The sequence below is a fragment of the Streptomyces echinatus genome (genome assembly GCF_014203595.1).
Classification (GTDB): Bacteria; Actinomycetota; Actinomycetes; order Streptomycetales; family Streptomycetaceae; genus Streptomyces; species Streptomyces echinatus.
This window is the reverse complement of the sequence record NZ_JACHJK010000011.1, coordinates 59940-77969: the sequence shown is the minus strand read 5'-3', so window position 1 is coordinate 77969 and position 18030 is coordinate 59940. Positions and strand designations below refer to the sequence as shown.

Sequence of the window (18030 nt, the reverse complement as noted above, 5' to 3'; positions counted from 1 at the left end):
GCCGCGACCCGCGTAATGCTCTCCGGAAGGCCTCCCTCTCTCCCTCTGACGCGACCGCGTCGCACGAGAGCACGAGAGCACGAGAGAGGGAGGCTTTCTGATGACTGGGGCGAAGACGGCGGTCGAATGGCTGGCATCCGTCGCACCGGACCCCGAGGCCTGCCGCTGGGAGTGGGAGCGCAGCCCCCTCGGGGTCGCCCTGCTGCCCGCCGGCAGGGCCTGGGACGTGCTGATCCTGCCGGGGGACCTCGGCTGTCCGACCCTGGACGTACTCACCCGGATCCTGGACCAACCCGGCCCGGTGCTCGCCGACTTCGGCGACAACCGGGTCGGGTTCCTCGTGCCCCCGGGCACCGCGGCCCGCTGGCTCGGCACCGGTATCCGTACCGCCGGACCGGGCACCTGGATCGTCGTGCCGTACCCCGGCCGGTCGGCCCGGGGGGTGCGCTGGCTGGTGCCACCGGACGGTTCGGGCACGCTGACCGACCCGGCGCTGCTGGAACTGGCGATGCACGAGGCGGCGGCGGGGCCGGCCCGGAAGAGAGACCTGGGCGGGTAGCGGCCGCACACCTTGACAAGAGGATTGGTCTGGACCAAGTTGTGTGCGCTCCGCCCGTCCAACTCCCCAGACCACGGAGGCCCTTGTGGACCGCGCAAGACGTCCCCGATCCGTCCTCGCCGTGCTCACGGCCGCGCTGCTGGCCGTGCCCGGTGTCACCGCGCTCTCGTCGGCCGCCCGTGCGGCCGACGCGGACGCCGCGACCAACGGCGGCTTCGAGTCCGGCCTGACCGGCTGGACCTGCACCGCCGGCACGACGGTCGGCTCACCCGTGCACAGCGGCGCTGCCGCGTTGCAGGCCACCCCGGCCGGCAGCGACAACGCCCAGTGCGGCCAGACGGTGACCGTCCAGCCCAACGCCCAGTACACCCTGTCCGGTTACGTCCGCGGCTCCTACGTCTACCTCGGCGCGAGCGGCACCGGCACCACCGACGTCTCCGCCTGGACCCAGTCCGCCCCCGACTGGCAGCGGCTCAGCACCACCTTCCGCACGGGCGCCGCCACCACCAGGGTCACGATCTACACCCACGGCTGGTACGGCACCGGCGCCTACCAGGCCGACGACATCACCCTGGTCGGCCCCGGCGGCAGCGGCACCGGCCAGCCGCCCGCGGCTCCGGCCGGCCTGCGGACCACCTCGGTGACCTCGTCCTCCGTCGGTCTGTCCTGGTCGGCGGTGACCGGTGCCACGAGCTACGCGGTCTACCGCGACGGGGTCAAGACCCAGACGGTGACCGGCACTTCGGCGACCGTCTCCGGTCTCACGGCCTCGACCGCCTACGGCTTCCAGGTCACCGCCGCCAACGACGCCGGCGAGTCCGCGAAGTCCACGGCGGTGACCGCGACGACCAGCGCCGGCACCGGAGGCGGCGGATCGGGCGGCCTGCCCGCCCACGCCCTCGTCGGCTACCTCCACGCGAGCTTCGCCAACGGCGCCGGCTACACCCGCCTCGCCGACGTGCCCGACAGCTGGGACGTCATCGACCTGGCCTTCGGCGAGCCCACCTCGGTCACGTCCGGGGACATCCGCTTCAACCGCTGCCCGGATGGGGGCACCTCCCGCTCGAGCGAAGCCGAGAGTGGGGGAGAGTGCCCGAACGCCGAGTCCGACGCCGACTTCAAGGCGGCCGTCAAGGCCAAGCAGGCGGCCGGCAAGAAGGTGCTGATCTCGATCGGCGGCCAGAACGGGCAGGTCCAGCTGACCACGACCGCGGCCCGCGACGCCTTCGTCTCCTCGGTCTCGAACATCATCGACACCTACGGCCTCGACGGCCTCGACATCGACTTCGAGGGCCACTCGCTGTCGCTGAACGCGAACGACACCGACTTCAGGAACCCGACCACCCCCGTGATCGTGAACCTCATCTCGGCACTGAAGACCCTGAAGGCGAAATACGGCTCGAAGTTCGTGCTGACGATGGCCCCGGAGACCTTCTTCGTGCAGAACGGCTACCAGTACTACGGCACCGGCAAGTGGGGCGGCCAGGACCCGCGCTGCGGTGCCTACCTCCCGGTGATCCACGCCCTGCGCGACGACCTCACCCTGCTGCACGTCCAGGACTACAACTCGGGACCGATCATGGGCCTGGACAACCAGTACCACTCCATGGGCGGCGCCGACTTCCACATCGCCATGACCGACATGCTCCTGGCCGGCTTCCCGGTCGCCGGCGACCAGAACAACGTCTTCCCGCCGCTGCGCCCCGACCAGGTCGCCATCGGCATGCCCGCGTCGACCAACGCCGGCAACGGCTACGTCTCCCCGTCCGAGGTCACCAAGGCCCTGGACTGTCTGACGAAGAGGACGAACTGCGGTTCGTACGCGACCCACGGGACCTGGCCGGCGCTGCGCGGTCTGATGACGTGGTCGGTGAACTGGGACCGCTACGCGAACTGGGAGTTCCAGAAGAGCTTCGACGCCTACTTCGGCTGAGGCGTCCTGTCCGGCCGAGAGCGAGGCCGGGCACGAGGGACAGGGTGGTCAGCAGCACGGTGCCCAGACACCAGCTGGCCACCACGTCCAGCGGCCAGTGATAGCCGCGCCGCACCAGGCCGTACGACACCCCGAGCACGAGGACCGCGCAGCAGCCGGCCAGGATCCGGCGGACGGCCGCGGAGCGCAGCCAGGGGAGCAGGAGCAGGGTCGCGGAGCCGTAGGCGACGGCCGCCGTGGCCGTGTGCCCGGAAGGGAAGTAGCCGGTGCCCGGGGGCACCGCGGCGGTACCCGGCCGCGCGGTCCACTCCTTGAGCGGGACGACGATCGCCGGGACCAGCGCCATCAGGACGGCGGCGGCCAGCGGCGGCAGCCACCACCGGGGCAGACCGGCGGCGCGGCCCCGCCACAGGACGCCGGCCGCGGCGAGCGCGAGCACCGGGACGGCGACCTGGATCTCGCCGAGGTCCGACAAGAGCTCGGAGAACCGGTCCGGACGGACCAGGGCCCGGCTGAGCCGGGCGTCCGCGCCGAGCAGCGGGCCATGGGCCACGACCTGCCAGGTGATCAGGGCGAGGAGGACGGCCGGAAGGCCCAGGAGCAGGACACGGCGGACTACGGTCGACACGGCGCCCAGCTTGGCAGACATACCCGGAACCACGGAGAAGGAGGTCGGCCGCCCCGGAACAGGGGGGGTGGTTCCGAGGCGGCCGTCCGGACCGGAACGTCGCGCGCCCCGGGGGGTTTGGGGCGGCGACCGTCCGATCGGTGAGGAGATCCCGGAACCGTCAGGCGCCGGATGTGTGCGCGAGGGCACGACCAGGTCGAAGCTGGGGAGGCCTCGGCCCGGAGTCGCCCACAGTCCCCTGTGGGCGGGGTGTATCTCTCATCTGGAGAGAACCTACGGCAGGCCGAGGCGCTTGGGCAGACGGATACCGCTCCCGTCATCCACCCCGCACACGTTCTTCACACGGCCTGCCGCAGGCGCGCTTCAGAGGTGCAGACCTGTCGCTCAGATGCGCGCGAACGCCTGCTCGATGATGTCGAGGCCCTCGTTCAGCAGGTCCTCGCCGATGACCAGCGACGGCAGGAAGCGGAGCACGTTGCCGTAGGTGCCGCAGGTGAGAACCAGCAGGCCCTCGGCGTGGCAGGCCTTGGCCAGGGCGGCGGTGGCCTCCGGGTTCGGCTCCTTGGTCGCGCGGTCCTTGACCAGCTCGATCGCGATCATGGCGCCGCGGCCTCGCACGTCACCGATGATGTCGAACTTCTCGGCCATGGCGGTGAGGCGGCCCTTCATGACCTCCTCGATGCGCTTGGCCTTGCCGTTGAGGTCCAGCTCCTTCATGGTCTCGATGGCGCCGAGGGCACCGGCGCAGGCGACCGGGTTGCCGCCGTAGGTGCCACCGAGGCCGCCGGCGTGCGCGGCGTCCATGATCTCCGCGCGGCCGGTGACGGCGGCGAGCGGCAGACCGCCGGCGATGCCCTTGGCGGTCGTGATCAGGTCCGGCACGATCCCCTCGTCCTCGCAGGCGAACCACTGGCCGGTCCGGCAGAAGCCGGACTGGATCTCGTCGGCGACGAAGACGATGCCGTTGTCGTTGGCGAACTTCACGATCTCCGGCAGGAAGCCCTTGGCCGGCTCGATGAAGCCACCCTCGCCGAGGACCGGCTCGATGATGATCGCGGCGACGTTGTCCGGGCCGACCTGCTTGGTGATCTGGTCGATGGCCTGCTTGGCGGCCTCGGGGCCGGCGTTCTCCGCACCGGTCGGCCAGCGGTAGCCGTACGCCACCGGCACGCGGTACACCTCGGGCGCGAACGGACCGAAGCCGTGCTTGTACGGCATGTTCTTCGCGGTCAGCGCCATGGTCAGGTTGGTGCGCCCGTGGTACCCGTGGTCGAACACGACCACGGCCTGCCGCTTGGTGTACGCACGCGCGATCTTGACCGCGTTCTCGACGGCCTCGGCGCCGGAGTTGAACAGCGCGGACTTCTTGGCGTGGTCGCCCGGGGTCAGCTCGGCCAGGGCCTCCGCGACCTCCACGTAGCCCTCGTACGGGGTGACCATGAAACAGGTGTGGGTGAAGTCGGCGAGCTGGGCGCTCGCGCGCCGCACGACGGCCTCGGCGGACGCGCCGACGGAGGTCACGGCGATGCCGGAACCGAAGTCGATGAGACGGTTGCCGTCGACGTCCTCGATGATGCCGCCGCCGGCCCGCGCGGTGAAGACGGGCAGCACCGAGCCCACGCCCTGCGCGACCACGGCGGTACGGCGGGCCTGCAGCTCCTGCGACTTCGGGCCGGGGATGGCGGTGACGACGCGGCGCTCCTGCGGAAGTGCGGTCATGGGGGGCTCCCTGATGATCTTGCGTACCGGGCGGTCCCGGGCGGTTCCGGGCGGTGCGTTTTCGGACGCATACCTTCTTTTCTCGCAGGCTAAGACCGGTTGTGGGGGGTGGGCATGCTCCATGTGGGCGTTGTCGGCGGGCCGCGTTGTCCGCGATGGACATAGTCCGCCCGGGCGGCTGTGGCTCGTCTCGGCCACGTAAGCGGTGAACTCCCCTTGTCGGCGCGTTAGATTGGCTCGCTGACGGTGGACGGAACGGCTGGTCAGGGGGCAAGGTCGATGGACAGCGACGGGACGAGGGACGCCCGCGGCACCCACCCGAACCCTGTACCGCGCCCGACGGCGCCAATGGAGGGGGCGGGGATGCCACCGATGCCGCCGGGTGCGCCGCCGGCACCCTTGGCGCCGCCCGGCGCACCGCCGAAACCGGACGGCTCCCTCTTCCTCACCTGGCTGCGAACCCCCCGCCCGGACGCCCCCCCAGGCATCTGGCGCCTCGGCCACCGCCCCCGGCCCCAGGAAACCGTCGGCCGCGTCTCCGACCGGGCGCTGCTGACGGGAGCCGTGGCTGCCCTGATCGCGGCCCTGCTCGTGTGGTCGTTGTGGGTCAACAACCTGGTGCCCCACAAGAGGATCCCGCTCGAACTGGTGACGCCGTCCGACTGGTGGGGCTTCAACCCGCCCCGGGCCGCCCTCACCGCGAGCGCTGTCTACGACAGTGTCTTCGCGACCCTCGTGCTGTACTACTTCGCGCGCGTGGGCAACTGGAAAGAGGTCGTCCGGCGGTACGTGACCGACCGACCAGGGCCCTCCCGCGCTCTGCGCGCCGCCGTCCTCGGGGCGCTCGTCGCCTGGCTGGTCGTCTGGCACGGCCTGCTGTCGTATTACAAGCTCGCCGTGAGCGTGATCCCCGCCGACTGGTTCGTCGTGCCCGGTGACCCGGTCGGCACCGTGCATCGCCTGCAGATCCTCAAGATCGTGCTCACGGTTCTAGCCCTGGGACCGTTCGCCCTGGCAGGGGACTGGCTGGGACTTCTGCGCGGTCTCCAGCGCCCCCGGGCGGTGGCTGAGCATCCTGAGACGGCCGTACCAGAGCCCGTCACGGACTGGCCCGACCTGCATGCCTACGGTCAGAGCGCGACGGCGGAACGGCTCGCCGAAGAGGCGCGCGCCGGCCGGATGAACGACGTGGACTGCGTGAGGATCCGTCGTGCCTGGAGCTCCGTGGTGGCCGATCCTGCACGTCTGGGCGCGTTCACCTCGGCCGTGCGCGACGACGGCGCCCGCGCATGCCTGCACCCTTCAGGACAACGCGATCTCCCCATCCGGATGGCGCCCCATGACCTGCTGACCGCCCAGGTGCGCATCGGACGGTACGCGGACGTCGAGCGCACACCGCCTGCCCGCCGTGCCGCGGGTGCGGCATTGGATTCCGGCACGCTGGGGACTTCCCTGCTCGTGATCGGCCCGTCCGGCTCGGGCAAGACGGAGCACCTGGTACGCCCGATCTGCGAATCCGTCGCCCTCCAGGCCCTCGCGGGACAGGCGGCCCTGATCGTGGTCTGTGCCGCCGGGACCCCCCTGGGAGCCGATCAGGCCTACGACATCGTGATCCGGCCAGGGGACCGCACGTCGGCATACGACATCGATCTCTACGGCGGATCCGACGACCCGGACGAGGCGGCCATGCTCCTCGCGGACGTTCTCGCAGGCGACTGGGCCGAGGTCGAGCTGCGGCGGGCGGGAACGGTACTGGCACAGTTGCTGGGGCCCTTCCGGGCCGTGCACGGCCGGTTCCCCTCCGTACCGGAACTCCGGGAGTTGCTGGACGGCGAGCCTTCGGCGCTGAACCGGCTCAAGGCCATGCTCGACGAGCGGGATCACTCTCCTCTGCACCGGGAGCTGGACGCGCGGGCCCGGCAAACGGGCACCCACGGAGACCCGGGGATACTGCTCGCCGACCGGCTCGCCTGCCTGGACCGTCCTGCATTTTCCGGCTTCTTCGACACGTCCGGGGACACACGGCCGTTCACACTGAGGTCGCTCGACCACCCACTGAGGGTCAGGGTCGACCTGCCGGAGAGGGCCCACCCGGAGGCGGCTCAACTGCTGGCCCGGCTGTTGCTCGCCCAGTTCACGGCGAGCACGGCTGTGCGTCGAGACCGCTCCCTCTTCGCCTGTCTCGTTCTCGCTGATGCGACGCACGCGATCACCGCAGGGTCCGTGCGTGCCCTGCGGGGCCTGCGAGAGAGCAACGCCGGCGTTCTCCTGAGTCTGCGGGCCCTGGGAGACGTCCCGGAGCACCTGAGGCAGCCGCTGATTGCCGCGGTCGGCTGTCATGCCGCCTGCTCGGGTATCACCACCTGGGAGGGCGCCCTGTTCGCCCAGGCATGGGGTACGGAGTGGGTGGAGACGACGGAGGTCGCCAAGCACACGGTGTTCGCGGACCAGCCGTTGACCCGCTTGATCCATGCTGTCCGGAAACTTGGCACGGGGAAGCCGGTCACCACGGACGCCGTCACCGTTCGGCAGGTCGAGCGGGAGCGGTGGTCGGCTTCTGAGTTGGCTCATGGGGTGCCGCCGGGGCACGCCGTGCTGTCGTTGACCACCGTGCAGGGCGAGCACGCCCCACCGCTGCTGGTCGATCTGCGGGGGTGAGCGACGGCACCGGACCGTACGGTGAGGCAGAATCGGCCTAGGCCGTTCATACGCGGCGGCCAAAAGATCACGTGATCGCCGGATCCCCTCACCGTGAAGGCCGCATGCCCCCGACTCTCGCCTCGCTCGTCCACCACTCGGCGCTCAAGCTGACCGTGCGCGCCGGCGAGGACCGCCTGGACGTGCCCGTCCGCTGGGCGCACGTCAGCGAGCTGGCCGACCCCGTGCCCTACATGGAGGGCGGCGAGCTGCTCCTGATCACCGCGCTCAAGCTGGACGCGGAGGACCCGGAGGCGATGCGGCGGTACGTGCGGCGGCTCGTCGGCGCCGGTGTGGTCGGGCTCGGCTTCGCCGTCGGCGTCAACTACGAGGAGATCCCCGAGCCCCTCGTCGACGCCTGTGCACAGGAGGGCCTGCCCCTGCTGGAGGTGCCCCGCCGCACCCCCTTCCTCGCCATCAGCAAGGCCGTCTCCGCGGCGATCGCCGCCGACCAGTACCGCGCGGTCACGGCCGGCTTCGCCGCCCAGCGCGAGCTGACCAAACAGGCGCTCACCACCGGCCCCGAGGGCGTGCTCACCGTACTGGCCGCCCAGGTCGACGGCTGGGCGGCGCTGTACGACGCGTCCGGCGCCGTCGTCGCCGCCGCGCCGGAGTGGGCCGGCCGCCGTGCCGCCCGGCTCACCGCCGAGGTCGAACGGCTGCGGGAGCGCTCCGCCCCCGCCTCCTCGGTGGTCGGCGGCCCCGAGCACGAGGACCGGGTGGAACTGCACTCCCTCGGCACCGGCCGGCGCCCGCGCGCGGCCCTCGCCGTGGGCACGGCCGCCGCCCTGGGCACCGCCGAGCGGTACGCCGTGCACTCCGCCATCGCCCTGCTCACCCTCACCACCGAACGCTCCCGCTCCCTGCACGCGGCCGAGCAGCGCGTCGGCGCGGCGGTGCTGCGCATGCTCCTCGCCGGGGAACCCGATCACGCCCGCGCCGTCGCCGGAGACCTGTACGGAGGGCTGCTGGACGCCCCGTTCCGGATGATCGTCGCCGAGTCCGGTTCCGGTACGGCGGGTGAGCCGCTGAGCGAACTCGCGGAGACCGTGGAGTCCGCCGCGGCCCGGTCCGGGGAGGCGGTGCTGGTCGTACCCGAGGGGGAGCGGCTGGTGGTGCTGGCCGCGGACGGGGGCGCGGCGGTGGCCGCGTCCGCCGCGGACGCCGCCGCGCGGGAGGCCGAGCGCGCACTCCCCGAGCAGGGCCGCGCGGACGACGACGAACTGGTCGTCGGCCTCTCGGCGCCCTCCGGCCCGATCGCGGCGGCAGCGGCGTACAAGCAGGCCGAGCAGGCGCTGTCGGTGGCGCGGCGGCGGGGGCGGGTGTTCGTCGAGCACGAGCAGCTGGCCGCCGGGTCCGTGCTGCCGCTGCTGGCCGACGACGCGGTGAAGGCGTTCGCCGACGGACTGCTGCGGGCGCTGCACGAGCACGACGCGACGGGGCGGGGCGATCTGGTCGCCTCGCTGCGGGCGTGGCTGTCGCGGCACGGCCAGTGGGACGCAGCCGCGGCCGACCTGGGGGTCCACCGGCACACGCTGCGGTACCGGATGCGCAGGGTCGAGGAGATCCTGGGGCGGAGCCTGGACGATCCCGACGTCCGGATGGAGCTGTGGCTGGCCCTGAAGGCGACCTCCCCGGAGTAGCGCGCGGGCCGAGTGGTCCCCACAGCGCCGAGTAGTCCAAACAGTAGTGCCCGCTCCGTGCACTGCTACGACTCGGACAAACGACCCTCGGCCGCCCCCGCCCTACCGTGGACCACGCAAGCCAAGCACACCCCCCAACGCGGAAGGGCCGGGACTCGTACATGACTTCCACCCATGCCTTCTGGCTCGCCGGCCGCCAGGTCACCGGCGAGGACACCTTCGACGTCACCTCCCCGTGGGACGGCCGCCTCGTGGGCAAGGTCGGCGTGCCGACCGACGCCCAGGTCGAGGAGGCCGTGGCCGCCGCGTACGCCGTGCGGGACGAGTTCGCCGCCACCCCGGCGCACGTGCGTGCCGCCGCGCTCGACCACGTCAGCAAGCGCCTGGTCGAGCGCACCGAGGAGATCGCCCAGCTGATCTCCGCCGAGAACGGCAAGCCGATCAAGTGGGCCCGGGGCGAGGTCGGCCGTGCCGTCTCCGTGTTCCGGTTCGCCGCCGAGGAGGCCCGCCGGTTCAACGGCGGCGAGGCCCAGCGGCTCGACACCGACGCCGGCGGCCAGGGCCGGCTCGCGCTCACCCGCCGCTTCCCGAAGGGCGTCGTGCTCGGCATCGCGCCGTTCAACTTCCCGCTGAACCTGTGCGCCCACAAGGTCGCCCCGGCGATCGCCGCCGGCGCCCCGATCATCCTGAAGCCGGCCCCGGCCACCCCGCTGTCCGGCCTGATCCTCGGTGACCTGCTCGCCGAGACCGACCTGCCGGCCGGCTCCTGGTCGATCCTCCCGGTCACCAACGACCGCATGCCCGCCTTGGTCCAGGACGAGCGCCTGCCGGTCATCTCCTTCACCGGTTCCGAGACGGTCGGCTACGCGATCATGGACTCGGTGCCGCGCAAGCACTGCACCCTGGAGCTGGGCGGCAACGGCGCGGCGGTCGTGCTGGCTGACTTCGCCTCCGACGCGGACCTCGACTGGGCCGCGACCCGCATCGCGACCTTCTCCAACTACCAGGGCGGCCAGTCCTGCATCTCCGTGCAGCGCGTGATCGCCGACGCGTCCGTGTACGACCGGCTGCTGCCGCGCATCGTCGCCGCCGTCGAGGCCCAGGTCACCGGTGACCCGAGCGACGCCAAGACGGACGTCGGCCCGCTGGTCACCGAGGACGCCGCCAAGCGCGTCGAGTCCTGGGTCAAGGAGGCCGTCGAGGCCGGCGCCAACCTGCTCACCGGCGGCGACCGGGACGGCGCCGCCTACGCGCCGACCGTCCTCACCGACGTACCGGCGGGCGCGACGCTCGCCTGCGAGGAGGTCTTCGGACCGGTCCTCACCGTGCAGAAGGTGGACGGCGAGGCCGAGGCGTTCGCCGCGGTCAACGACTCCAAGTACGGCCTCCAGGCGGGCGTGTTCACCCACGACCTGCAGGCCGCCTTCCGTGCCCACCGCGCCCTGGAGGTCGGCGGTGTGGTGATCGGCGACGTCCCGTCCTACCGCGCCGACCAGATGCCGTACGGCGGCGCCAAGCAGTCCGGCGTGGGCCGCGAAGGCGTGCGGTTCGCGATGGAGGACTACACCTACGAGCGCGTACTGGTCCTCACCGGTCTCGCGCTCTGACCTGCCACGGACAGGTCAGACGGAACGGCCGCAGCCCACTGTGCGGGGGCTGCGGCCGTTCCTGCTCTCCGGACGCGGAGTACCCGCGGCCGGACGCGTCCGCGACTCCGGGCGGGCTTTCGACCCGATCGGACCGCGAGGGGTGGTGAGGTGCGGCCGTTTCGGGTACCAACGATCCAGTAGCACTGGTCGGTAACGAACGGTCCGAATCGTCCCCTTTCGCGGCGAGGTGAGCCTCAATGTCCGCCACCACCACCCCACGCACCAACGTCACAGAGCGCGAGGCCCGTCAGGTGGCGGAGGCCGCCCGGCAACAGGACTGGCACAAGCCCAGCTTCGCCAAGGAGCTGTTCCTCGGGCGCTTCCGGCTCGACCTCATCCACCCCCATCCGCTCCCCGACGCCGAGTCCGTCCGGCGCGGCGAGGAGTTCCTCACCAAGCTGCGCGCCTTCTGCGAGACGGCGATCGACTCCGCCCGCATCGAGCGCGAGGCCCGCATCCCCGACGAGGTCGTGGCGGGCCTGAAGGAACTCGGCGCGCTCGGCATGAAGATCGACCCGAAGTACGACGGCCTCGGCCTCACCCAGCTCTACTACAACAAGGCGCTCGCCCTGGTCGGCTCCGTCAGCCCCGCCGTCGGCGCCCTGCTCTCCGCCCACCAGTCGATCGGCGTACCGCAGCCGCTGAAGATGTTCGGCACCCAGGAGCAGAAGGACGCCTTCCTGCCCCGCTGCGCCCGCACCGACATCTCGGCCTTCCTGCTCACCGAGCCGGACGTGGGCTCCGACCCGGCCCGCCTCGCCACCACGGCCGTACCCGAGGGCGACGACTACGTCCTCGACGGGGTGAAGCTGTGGACCACCAACGGGGTGGTCGCCGACCTGCTCGTCGTCATGGCCCGGGTGCCGAAGTCCGAGGGGCACAAGGGCGGCATCACCGCGTTCGTGGTGGAGGCGGCCTCGGAGGGCATCACGGTCGAGCACCGCAACGCCTTCATGGGCCTGCGCGGCATCGAGAACGGCGTCACCCGTTTCCACCAGGTGCGGGTCCCCGCCGCCAACCGGATCGGACCCGAGGGCGCCGGGCTGAAGATCGCGCTCACCACGCTGAACACCGGCCGGCTGTCGCTGCCCGCCATGTGCGCGGGCGCCGGCAAGTGGTGCCTGAAGATCGCCCGCGAATGGGCGGCGGAACGCGAGCAGTGGGGCAAGCCGGTCGCGCTGCACGAGGCCGTCGGCTCCAAGATCAGCTTCATCGCGGCCACCACCTTCGCGCTGGAGGCGGTGCTCGACCTGTCCTCCCAGATGGCCGACGAGGACCGCAACGACATCCGCATCGAGGCCGCCCTCGCCAAGCTCTACGGCTCCGAGATGGCCTGGCTGATGGCCGACGAACTGGTCCAGATCCGCGGCGGACGCGGCTACGAGACGGCCGAGTCCCTCAAGGCGCGCGGCGAGCGCCCGGTCCCGGCCGAGCAGATCCTGCGCGACCTGCGCATCAACCGCATCTTCGAGGGCTCCACCGAGATCATGCACCTGCTGATCGCGCGGGAGGCCGTGGACGCCCACCTCTCGGTCGCCGGTGACCTGATCGACCCCGACAAATCCCTTTCCGACAAGGCCAGGGCGGGCGCCAGCGCGGGTGTCTTCTACGCCAAGTGGCTGCCGAAGCTGGTCGCCGGCCCCGGCCAGCTCCCCACGGCCTACGGCGAGTTCAAGCACCACGTCGACCTCTCCGGCCACCTGCGCTACGTCGAGCGCACCGCCCGCAAGCTGGCCCGGTCCACCTTCTACGCCATGTCCCGCTGGCAGGGACGGATGGAGACCAAGCAGGGCTTCCTCGGCAGGATCGTGGACATCGGCGCCGAACTGTTCGCGATGAGCGCGGCCTGTGTCCGTGCCGAGCGGCTGCGCGGCGAGGGCGAGCACGGCCGCGAGGCCTACCAGCTCGCCGACGCCTTCTGCCGCCAGGCCCGCATCCGGGTGGACGAACTCTTCGACCGCCTGTGGACCAACACCGACGACCTGGACCGCAAGGTGGTCGAGGGCGTCCTCGGCGGGGCCTACACCTGGCTTGAGGAGGGCGTCCTCGACCCCTCGGGGGAGGGGCCCTGGATCGCCGACGCGACCCCCGGACCCTCCGCCCACGAGAACGCCCGCCGTCCCTTCGGCGGCCAGGACACGTCCACCTGAGCGCGGCCGGGGGAACCCTCCCGGCCGAGGACGGGACCGGGGGCGGGACCGGGGAGGCCGTTCACCCGCACGGCTGAACCCCCACAGTGGCGAGGGCCGAGCGCGGCCCGGCAGGCGATCGCGAGCCAGTCGCATCGCCCGGCCGGGCCGCGCCGCCGTGTCACCGCCCGGCGGGCAGCCGCGGTGTCACCGATTGGCAGGTATACGGAGGGCACGTCCCCCCGCTCCGACGGATAGTGAGGGCAGGACGTCCCCCGGCAGCTGCCCGTCCGTCCCCCGCACAGGAGGTCCGATGCCCGCTTCCCGGTCCATGGCCGCGCTCACCGGTATCGCGCTGCTCGGCCTCGCTCTCACCGCCTGCGACGACCAGGCCAACGGCCAGATCGTCGCCCACAACGGCGACCGGCACGTGGAGACCGTCTCGAACCTGGTGATCGGGGGGTGCCACCGCTTCCCCGAGGGCGTGACCCGCGTCGACAACTACACGACGAGCAGCCTCCTCATGTACACGACGCCCGACTGCACGGTGCCCCGGGGCGGGGCGAGCGCCTACCTGGACGGGCCCTCGGCCGGCGAAGCCGTCGAGGCCACCGGCCTGTGGCGCAGCTTCTCCTTCGCACCCGAGTGACCCCGACCGGCGCCGGACCACGCCGGACTCGCACCGGACCACGCCGGACTCGTGCCGGACCCGCACCGGACCCGCGCCGGCGGTCACGGAACGCGGCGCTCCGCCCGGCGCGCGGAACCCTCGACGCACTCGACCGAGGGACGCACTGTCCGGGCCGTCACCGCTTGCGGCAACAATGGGGGGATGACCGACAGTCCCGCCCGTCCGGCACCCCTCGCCGACCCGCACCTCGTCTACGACCCCGTCCACGCCGACGGCCCCAAGGACGTGGTGATCCTCGGCTCCACCGGATCCATCGGCACCCAGGCCATCGACCTCGTGCTGCGCAATCCCGACCGCTTCCGGGTCACCGCCCTCTCCGCGAACGGCGGCCGGGTGGCCCTCCTCGCCGAGCAGGCGCACCGACTGCGGGTGCGGACCGTGGCGGTCGCGCGCGAGGACGTCGTACCCGCGCTGCGCGAGGCGCTCGCCGCCGAGTACGGCAGCGGGGAGCCGCTGCCCGAGATCCTCGCCGGGCCCGACGCCGCCACCCAGGTCGCCGCCTCCGACTGCCACACCGTGCTCAACGGCATCACCGGCTCCATCGGCCTCGCCCCGACCCTGGCCGCCCTGGAGGCGGGCCGGACGCTCGCGCTCGCCAACAAGGAGTCGCTGATCGTCGGCGGCCCGCTGGTCACCGCGCTCGCCAAGCCGGGCCAGATCATCCCGGTGGACTCCGAGCACGCCGCCCTCTTCCAGGCGCTCGCCGCCGGCACCCGCGCCGACGTCCGCAAGCTCGTCGTCACCGCCTCCGGCGGCCCCTTCCGCGGCCGGACCAGGACCGAGCTGGCGCACGTCACCGTCCAGGACGCCCTCGCCCACCCCACCTGGGCGATGGGCCCGGTGATCACCGTCAACTCGGCGACCCTCGTCAACAAGGGACTGGAGGTCATCGAGGCGCACCTGCTCTACGACATTCCCTTCGACCGCATTGAGGTGGTCGTGCATCCCCAGTCGTATGTCCACTCGATGGTCGAGTTCACCGACGGATCCACGATCGCCCAGGCGACGCCCCCCGACATGCGCGGGCCGATCGCCGTCGGTCTGGGCTGGCCCGAACGGGTTCCGGACGCCGCGCCCGCCTTCGACTGGAGCAAGGCATCCACCTGGGAGTTCTTCCCGCTGGACAACGAGGCCTTCCCCTCGGTGAACCTCGCCCGGCACGTGGGGCAGCTCGCGGGGACGGCTCCGGCGGTGTTCAATGCGGCCAACGAGGAGTGCGTCGAGGCCTTCCTGGGCGGCGTGCTGCCCTTCAACGGGATCATGGAGACCGTCACCCGGGTGGTCGAGGAGCACGGCACCCCGGCCACGGGAACCTCACTCACCGTGTCGGACGTCCTCGAAGCGGAGACCTGGGCCAGGGCCCGGGCCCGTGAACTCACAGCCACGACGGCGACCGCGGAGGCGCGTGCATGACGACCTTGATGTTCATCCTCGGCATAGCGGTCTTCGCGGTCGGCCTGCTCGTCTCGATCGCGTGGCACGAGCTGGGGCACCTGTCCACGGCCAAGCTCTTCGGCATCCGCGTACCGCAGTACATGGTCGGCTTCGGCCCGACCATCTGGTCGCGCAGGAAGGGCGACACCGAGTACGGCATCAAGGCCATCCCGGCGGGCGGCTACATCCGCATGATCGGCATGTTCCCGCCCGACGACGAGGGCCGGGTCTCCGCCCGCTCCACCTCGCCGTGGCGCGGCATGATCGAGGACGCCCGCTCGGCGGCCTTCGAGGAGCTCAAGCCGGGCGACGAGACGCGCATGTTCTACACGCGCAAGCCGTGGAAGCGCGTCATCGTCATGTTCGCGGGCCCCTTCATGAACCTGGTGCTCGCGATCGGCCTGTTCTTCACCGTGCTCATGGGCTTCGGCATCCAGCAGCAGACCACCACGGTCGCCGCGGTCTCGCCCTGCGTCATCGCGCAGAGCGAGAACCGCGACAGCTGCAAGAAGTCCGACCAGCCCTCCCCGGCCGCGGCCGCCGGCATGAAGGCGGGCGACAAGATCGTCTCCTTCGACGGCAAGCCGACCCGGGACTGGAACACGCTCTCGGACCTCATCCGTGACAGTGCGGGCCGGGACGTGGCCGTCGTCGTCGAGCGCGGGGGCCGGGAAGTGACCCTGCACGCGAAGATCGCCACCAACCAGGTCGCCAAGAAGGACTCCAGCGGCACCTACGTCCAGGGCCAGTACGTGAAGGCCGGCTTCCTCGGCTTCAGCGCCGCGACCGGTGTCGTCAAGCAGGACTTCGGCGAGTCCGTGACCTGGATGACCGACCGGGTCGGCGACGCCGCCGACTCCCTCGTCGCCCTGCCCGGGAAGATCCCCGCCCTGTGGGACGCCGCCTTCGGCGACGGCCCCCGCGAGCCGGACTCCCCGATGGGCATCGTCGGCGCCGCCCGCATCACCGGCGACATCGCCACTCTCGACATCCCCGCCTCCCAGCAGGTGGCGATGTTCGTGATGCTGCTCGCCGGATTCAACCTGTCCCTGTTCCTGTTCAACATGCTCCCGCTGCTCCCGCTCGACGGCGGGCACATCGCGGGCGCGCTGTGGGAGGCCCTGCGACGCAATGTCGCCCGGGTGCTGCGCCGGCCCGACCCCGGCCCGTTCGACGTCGCCAAGCTGATGCCGGTGGCGTACGTGGTGGCCGGCATCTTCGTCTGCTTCACGGTCCTCGTCCTCATCGCGGACGTCGTCAACCCCGTCAAAATCTCCTAGACACCCGGCGTTCCAGGCGGCCCGGAAGCCCATCGTTCCGGGCCGCCTTCCATCGGGTGGGTTTACCCGACGGATGTGCTGGCGCCTGCCCCGGTGCCGTAATCTCGGACTCTGGGGCCCGCCGTTCACGGGACCGGATCTTGATCCACGACTTGGGGTTGCACAGCAGATGACTGCGATTTCTCTCGGCATGCCGTCCGTTCCGACCAAGCTCGCCGAGCGCCGGAAGAGCCGGCAGATCCAGGTCGGAAGCGTGGCGGTCGGCGGGGACGCGCCCGTCTCGGTCCAGTCGATGACGACGACCCGTACGTCCGACATCGGCGCCACCCTCCAGCAGATCGCCGAGCTGACCGCGTCCGGCTGCCAGATCGTCCGTGTGGCCTGCCCCACCCAGGACGACGCGGACGCCCTCGCGACCATCGCCCGCAAGTCGCAGATCCCGGTGATCGCGGACATCCACTTCCAGCCGAAGTACGTCTTCGCCGCCATCGAGGCGGGCTGTGCCGCGGTCCGTGTGAACCCGGGCAACATCAAGCAGTTCGACGACAAGGTCAAGGAGATCGCCAAGGCCGCCAAGGACCACGGCACCCCGATCCGCATCGGCGTCAACGCCGGCTCCCTCGACCGCCGCCTGCTCCAGAAGTACGGCAAGGCCACCCCCGAGGCGCTGGTCGAGTCCGCCCTGTGGGAGGCGTCCCTCTTCGAGGAGCACGACTTCCGCGACATCAAGATCTCCGTCAAGCACAACGACCCGGTCGTGATGATCGAGGCCTACCGGCAGCTCGCCGCGCAGTGCGACTACCCGCTGCACCTCGGTGTGACCGAGGCCGGCCCCGCCTTCCAGGGCACGATCAAGTCGGCGGTCGCCTTCGGCGCGCTGCTCTCCCAGGGCATCGGCGACACCATCCGAGTCTCCCTGTCGGCCCCGCCGGCCGAGGAGGTCAAGGTCGGCCTCCAGATCCTGGAGTCGCTGAACCTCAAGCAGCGCGGTCTGGAGATCGTCTCCTGCCCGTCCTGCGGCCGCGCCCAGGTCGACGTGTACAAGCTCGCCGAAGAGGTCACCGCGGGCCTGACCGGCATGGAGGTCCCGCTGCGCGTCGCCGTCATGGGCTGCGTCGTGAACGGCCCCGGCGAGGCCCGCGAGGCCGACCTCGGCGTCGCCTCCGGCAACGGCAAGGGCCAGATCTTCGTCAAGGGCGAGGTCATCAAGACCGTCCCCGAGTCCAAGATCGTGGAGACCCTCATCGAGGAGGCCATGAAGCTGGCCGAGAAGATGGAGGCCGAGGGCGCGGCCTCCGGCGAGCCGACCGTCTCGGTGGCGGACTGAGACCGGCACCTCCCGTTCGGCCCGCGGCCCGGGGCCCGGCCCCGCCCGGGGTCTCGGCCTGGGGTGCGCGGAGTCTCGGCCCGGGGTCTCGGCCTGGGGTCCCGCGCGGAGTCTCGGCCGGGGGGCCTGCGCTGAGCCGCGGCAGTCCTGGGCTGAGCCGTGGCCCGGGTCCCGCACTCGCGCGCGCGGGGCCCGTCGTGCCGGTTCCCTTCTCCGCCGGTCCCGGCGGCGCTGCCGCCTCCCGGACGCGGTCGCGAGCCCGGCGCGGTGACCGGTCACGGACACTCCTCGACCGCCCCGCGACCGGATGCCCCCGGCTCCGGGGCGCACGGCCGGAGCAG

Annotated in this window: 11 protein-coding genes and 1 pseudogene; 10 read left to right on the top strand and 2 right to left on the bottom strand. The window is 71.8% G+C overall.

The window, feature by feature from the left end:
• The first annotated feature begins 100 nt into the window (after positions 1-100).
• Positions 101-559 (top strand): hypothetical protein, encoded by a 459-nt coding sequence (locus FHS34_RS27630; RefSeq protein ID WP_184970261.1) that lies wholly within the window; start codon positions 101-103, stop codon positions 557-559.
• Between the two features lie 85 nt (positions 560-644).
• Positions 645-2492 (top strand): chitinase, encoded by a 1848-nt coding sequence (locus FHS34_RS42770; RefSeq protein ID WP_225817645.1) that lies wholly within the window; start codon positions 645-647, stop codon positions 2490-2492.
• Positions 2493-2589: 97 nt separating this feature from the next.
• Here the strand turns inward: FHS34_RS42770 and FHS34_RS42765 are convergent.
• Together FHS34_RS42765 and gabT are read right to left on the bottom strand one after the other, a co-directional pair.
• Positions 2590-2838, bottom strand: a pseudogene (locus tag FHS34_RS42765) (phosphatase PAP2 family protein); the annotation flags it as partial.
• Positions 2839-3504: 666 nt separating this feature from the next.
• Positions 3505-4839 carry a 4-aminobutyrate--2-oxoglutarate transaminase gene (gene gabT / locus FHS34_RS27620; protein WP_184970257.1) on the bottom strand — a complete coding sequence of 445 codons (1335 nt, stop codon included), beginning with the start codon at positions 4837-4839 and terminating at the stop codon, positions 3505-3507.
• A gap of 363 nt (positions 4840-5202) precedes the next feature.
• On the opposite strand from gabT, the gene FHS34_RS27615 reads away from it, so the two are divergent.
• The 8 genes from FHS34_RS27615 to ispG all read left to right on the top strand — a co-directional run bounded on the left by FHS34_RS27615 (position 5203) and on the right by ispG (position 17689).
• Positions 5203-7497 carry a type IV secretory system conjugative DNA transfer family protein gene (locus FHS34_RS27615; protein ID WP_308288316.1) on the top strand — a complete coding sequence of 765 codons (2295 nt, stop codon included), beginning with the start codon at positions 5203-5205 and terminating at the stop codon, positions 7495-7497.
• 104 nt (positions 7498-7601) lie between these two features.
• Positions 7602-9179: a PucR family transcriptional regulator gene (locus FHS34_RS27610; RefSeq protein WP_184970253.1), complete on the top strand. Its 1578-nt coding sequence runs from the start codon at positions 7602-7604 to the stop codon at positions 9177-9179.
• Between the two features lie 161 nt (positions 9180-9340).
• Positions 9341-10786 (top strand): aldehyde dehydrogenase family protein, encoded by a 1446-nt coding sequence (locus tag FHS34_RS27605; protein ID WP_184970252.1) that lies wholly within the window; start codon positions 9341-9343, stop codon positions 10784-10786.
• 239 nt (positions 10787-11025) lie between these two features.
• The gene (locus tag FHS34_RS27600; RefSeq protein WP_184970250.1) at positions 11026-12978 is read left to right on the top strand and encodes an acyl-CoA dehydrogenase family protein; all 1953 of its coding nucleotides are present in this window, start codon (positions 11026-11028) and stop codon (positions 12976-12978) included.
• Between the two features lie 292 nt (positions 12979-13270).
• A complete protein-coding gene (locus tag FHS34_RS27595) occupies positions 13271-13606 on the top strand; it encodes a hypothetical protein (RefSeq protein WP_184970248.1) in 336 nt (111 codons plus the stop codon).
• Between the two features lie 183 nt (positions 13607-13789).
• Positions 13790-15061: a 1-deoxy-D-xylulose-5-phosphate reductoisomerase gene (gene dxr / locus FHS34_RS27590; protein ID WP_184970245.1), complete on the top strand. Its 1272-nt coding sequence runs from the start codon at positions 13790-13792 to the stop codon at positions 15059-15061.
• Complete coding sequence (locus FHS34_RS27585; RefSeq protein WP_184970242.1) at positions 15058-16362, top strand: M50 family metallopeptidase; 1305 nt, start codon at positions 15058-15060, stop codon at positions 16360-16362. Before dxr ends, FHS34_RS27585 begins: the two co-directional genes overlap by 4 nt.
• 169 nt (positions 16363-16531) lie before the next feature.
• On the top strand, positions 16532-17689 hold the full coding sequence (ispG, locus tag FHS34_RS27580; protein WP_184970240.1) for a flavodoxin-dependent (E)-4-hydroxy-3-methylbut-2-enyl-diphosphate synthase: 1158 nt from the start codon (positions 16532-16534) through the stop codon (positions 17687-17689).
• Positions 17690-18030: the final 341 nt, after the last annotated feature.

Coding starts and splice junctions, on each gene's coding strand:
- FHS34_RS27585 (WP_184970242.1), top strand. CDS start 15,058: ATGACGACCTTGATGTTCATCCTCGGCATAGCGGTCTTCGCGGTCGGC.
- FHS34_RS27605 (WP_184970252.1), top strand. CDS start 9,341: ATGACTTCCACCCATGCCTTCTGGCTCGCCGGCCGCCAGGTCACCGGC.
- FHS34_RS27595 (WP_184970248.1), top strand. CDS start 13,271: ATGCCCGCTTCCCGGTCCATGGCCGCGCTCACCGGTATCGCGCTGCTC.
- FHS34_RS27600 (WP_184970250.1), top strand. CDS start 11,026: ATGTCCGCCACCACCACCCCACGCACCAACGTCACAGAGCGCGAGGCC.
- ispG (WP_184970240.1), top strand. CDS start 16,532: ATGACTGCGATTTCTCTCGGCATGCCGTCCGTTCCGACCAAGCTCGCC.
- FHS34_RS27630 (WP_184970261.1), top strand. CDS start 101: ATGACTGGGGCGAAGACGGCGGTCGAATGGCTGGCATCCGTCGCACCG.
- gabT (WP_184970257.1), bottom strand. CDS start 4,839: ATGACCGCACTTCCGCAGGAGCGCCGCGTCGTCACCGCCATCCCCGGC.
- dxr (WP_184970245.1), top strand. CDS start 13,790: ATGACCGACAGTCCCGCCCGTCCGGCACCCCTCGCCGACCCGCACCTC.
- FHS34_RS27615 (WP_308288316.1), top strand. CDS start 5,203: ATGCCACCGATGCCGCCGGGTGCGCCGCCGGCACCCTTGGCGCCGCCC.
- FHS34_RS27610 (WP_184970253.1), top strand. CDS start 7,602: ATGCCCCCGACTCTCGCCTCGCTCGTCCACCACTCGGCGCTCAAGCTG.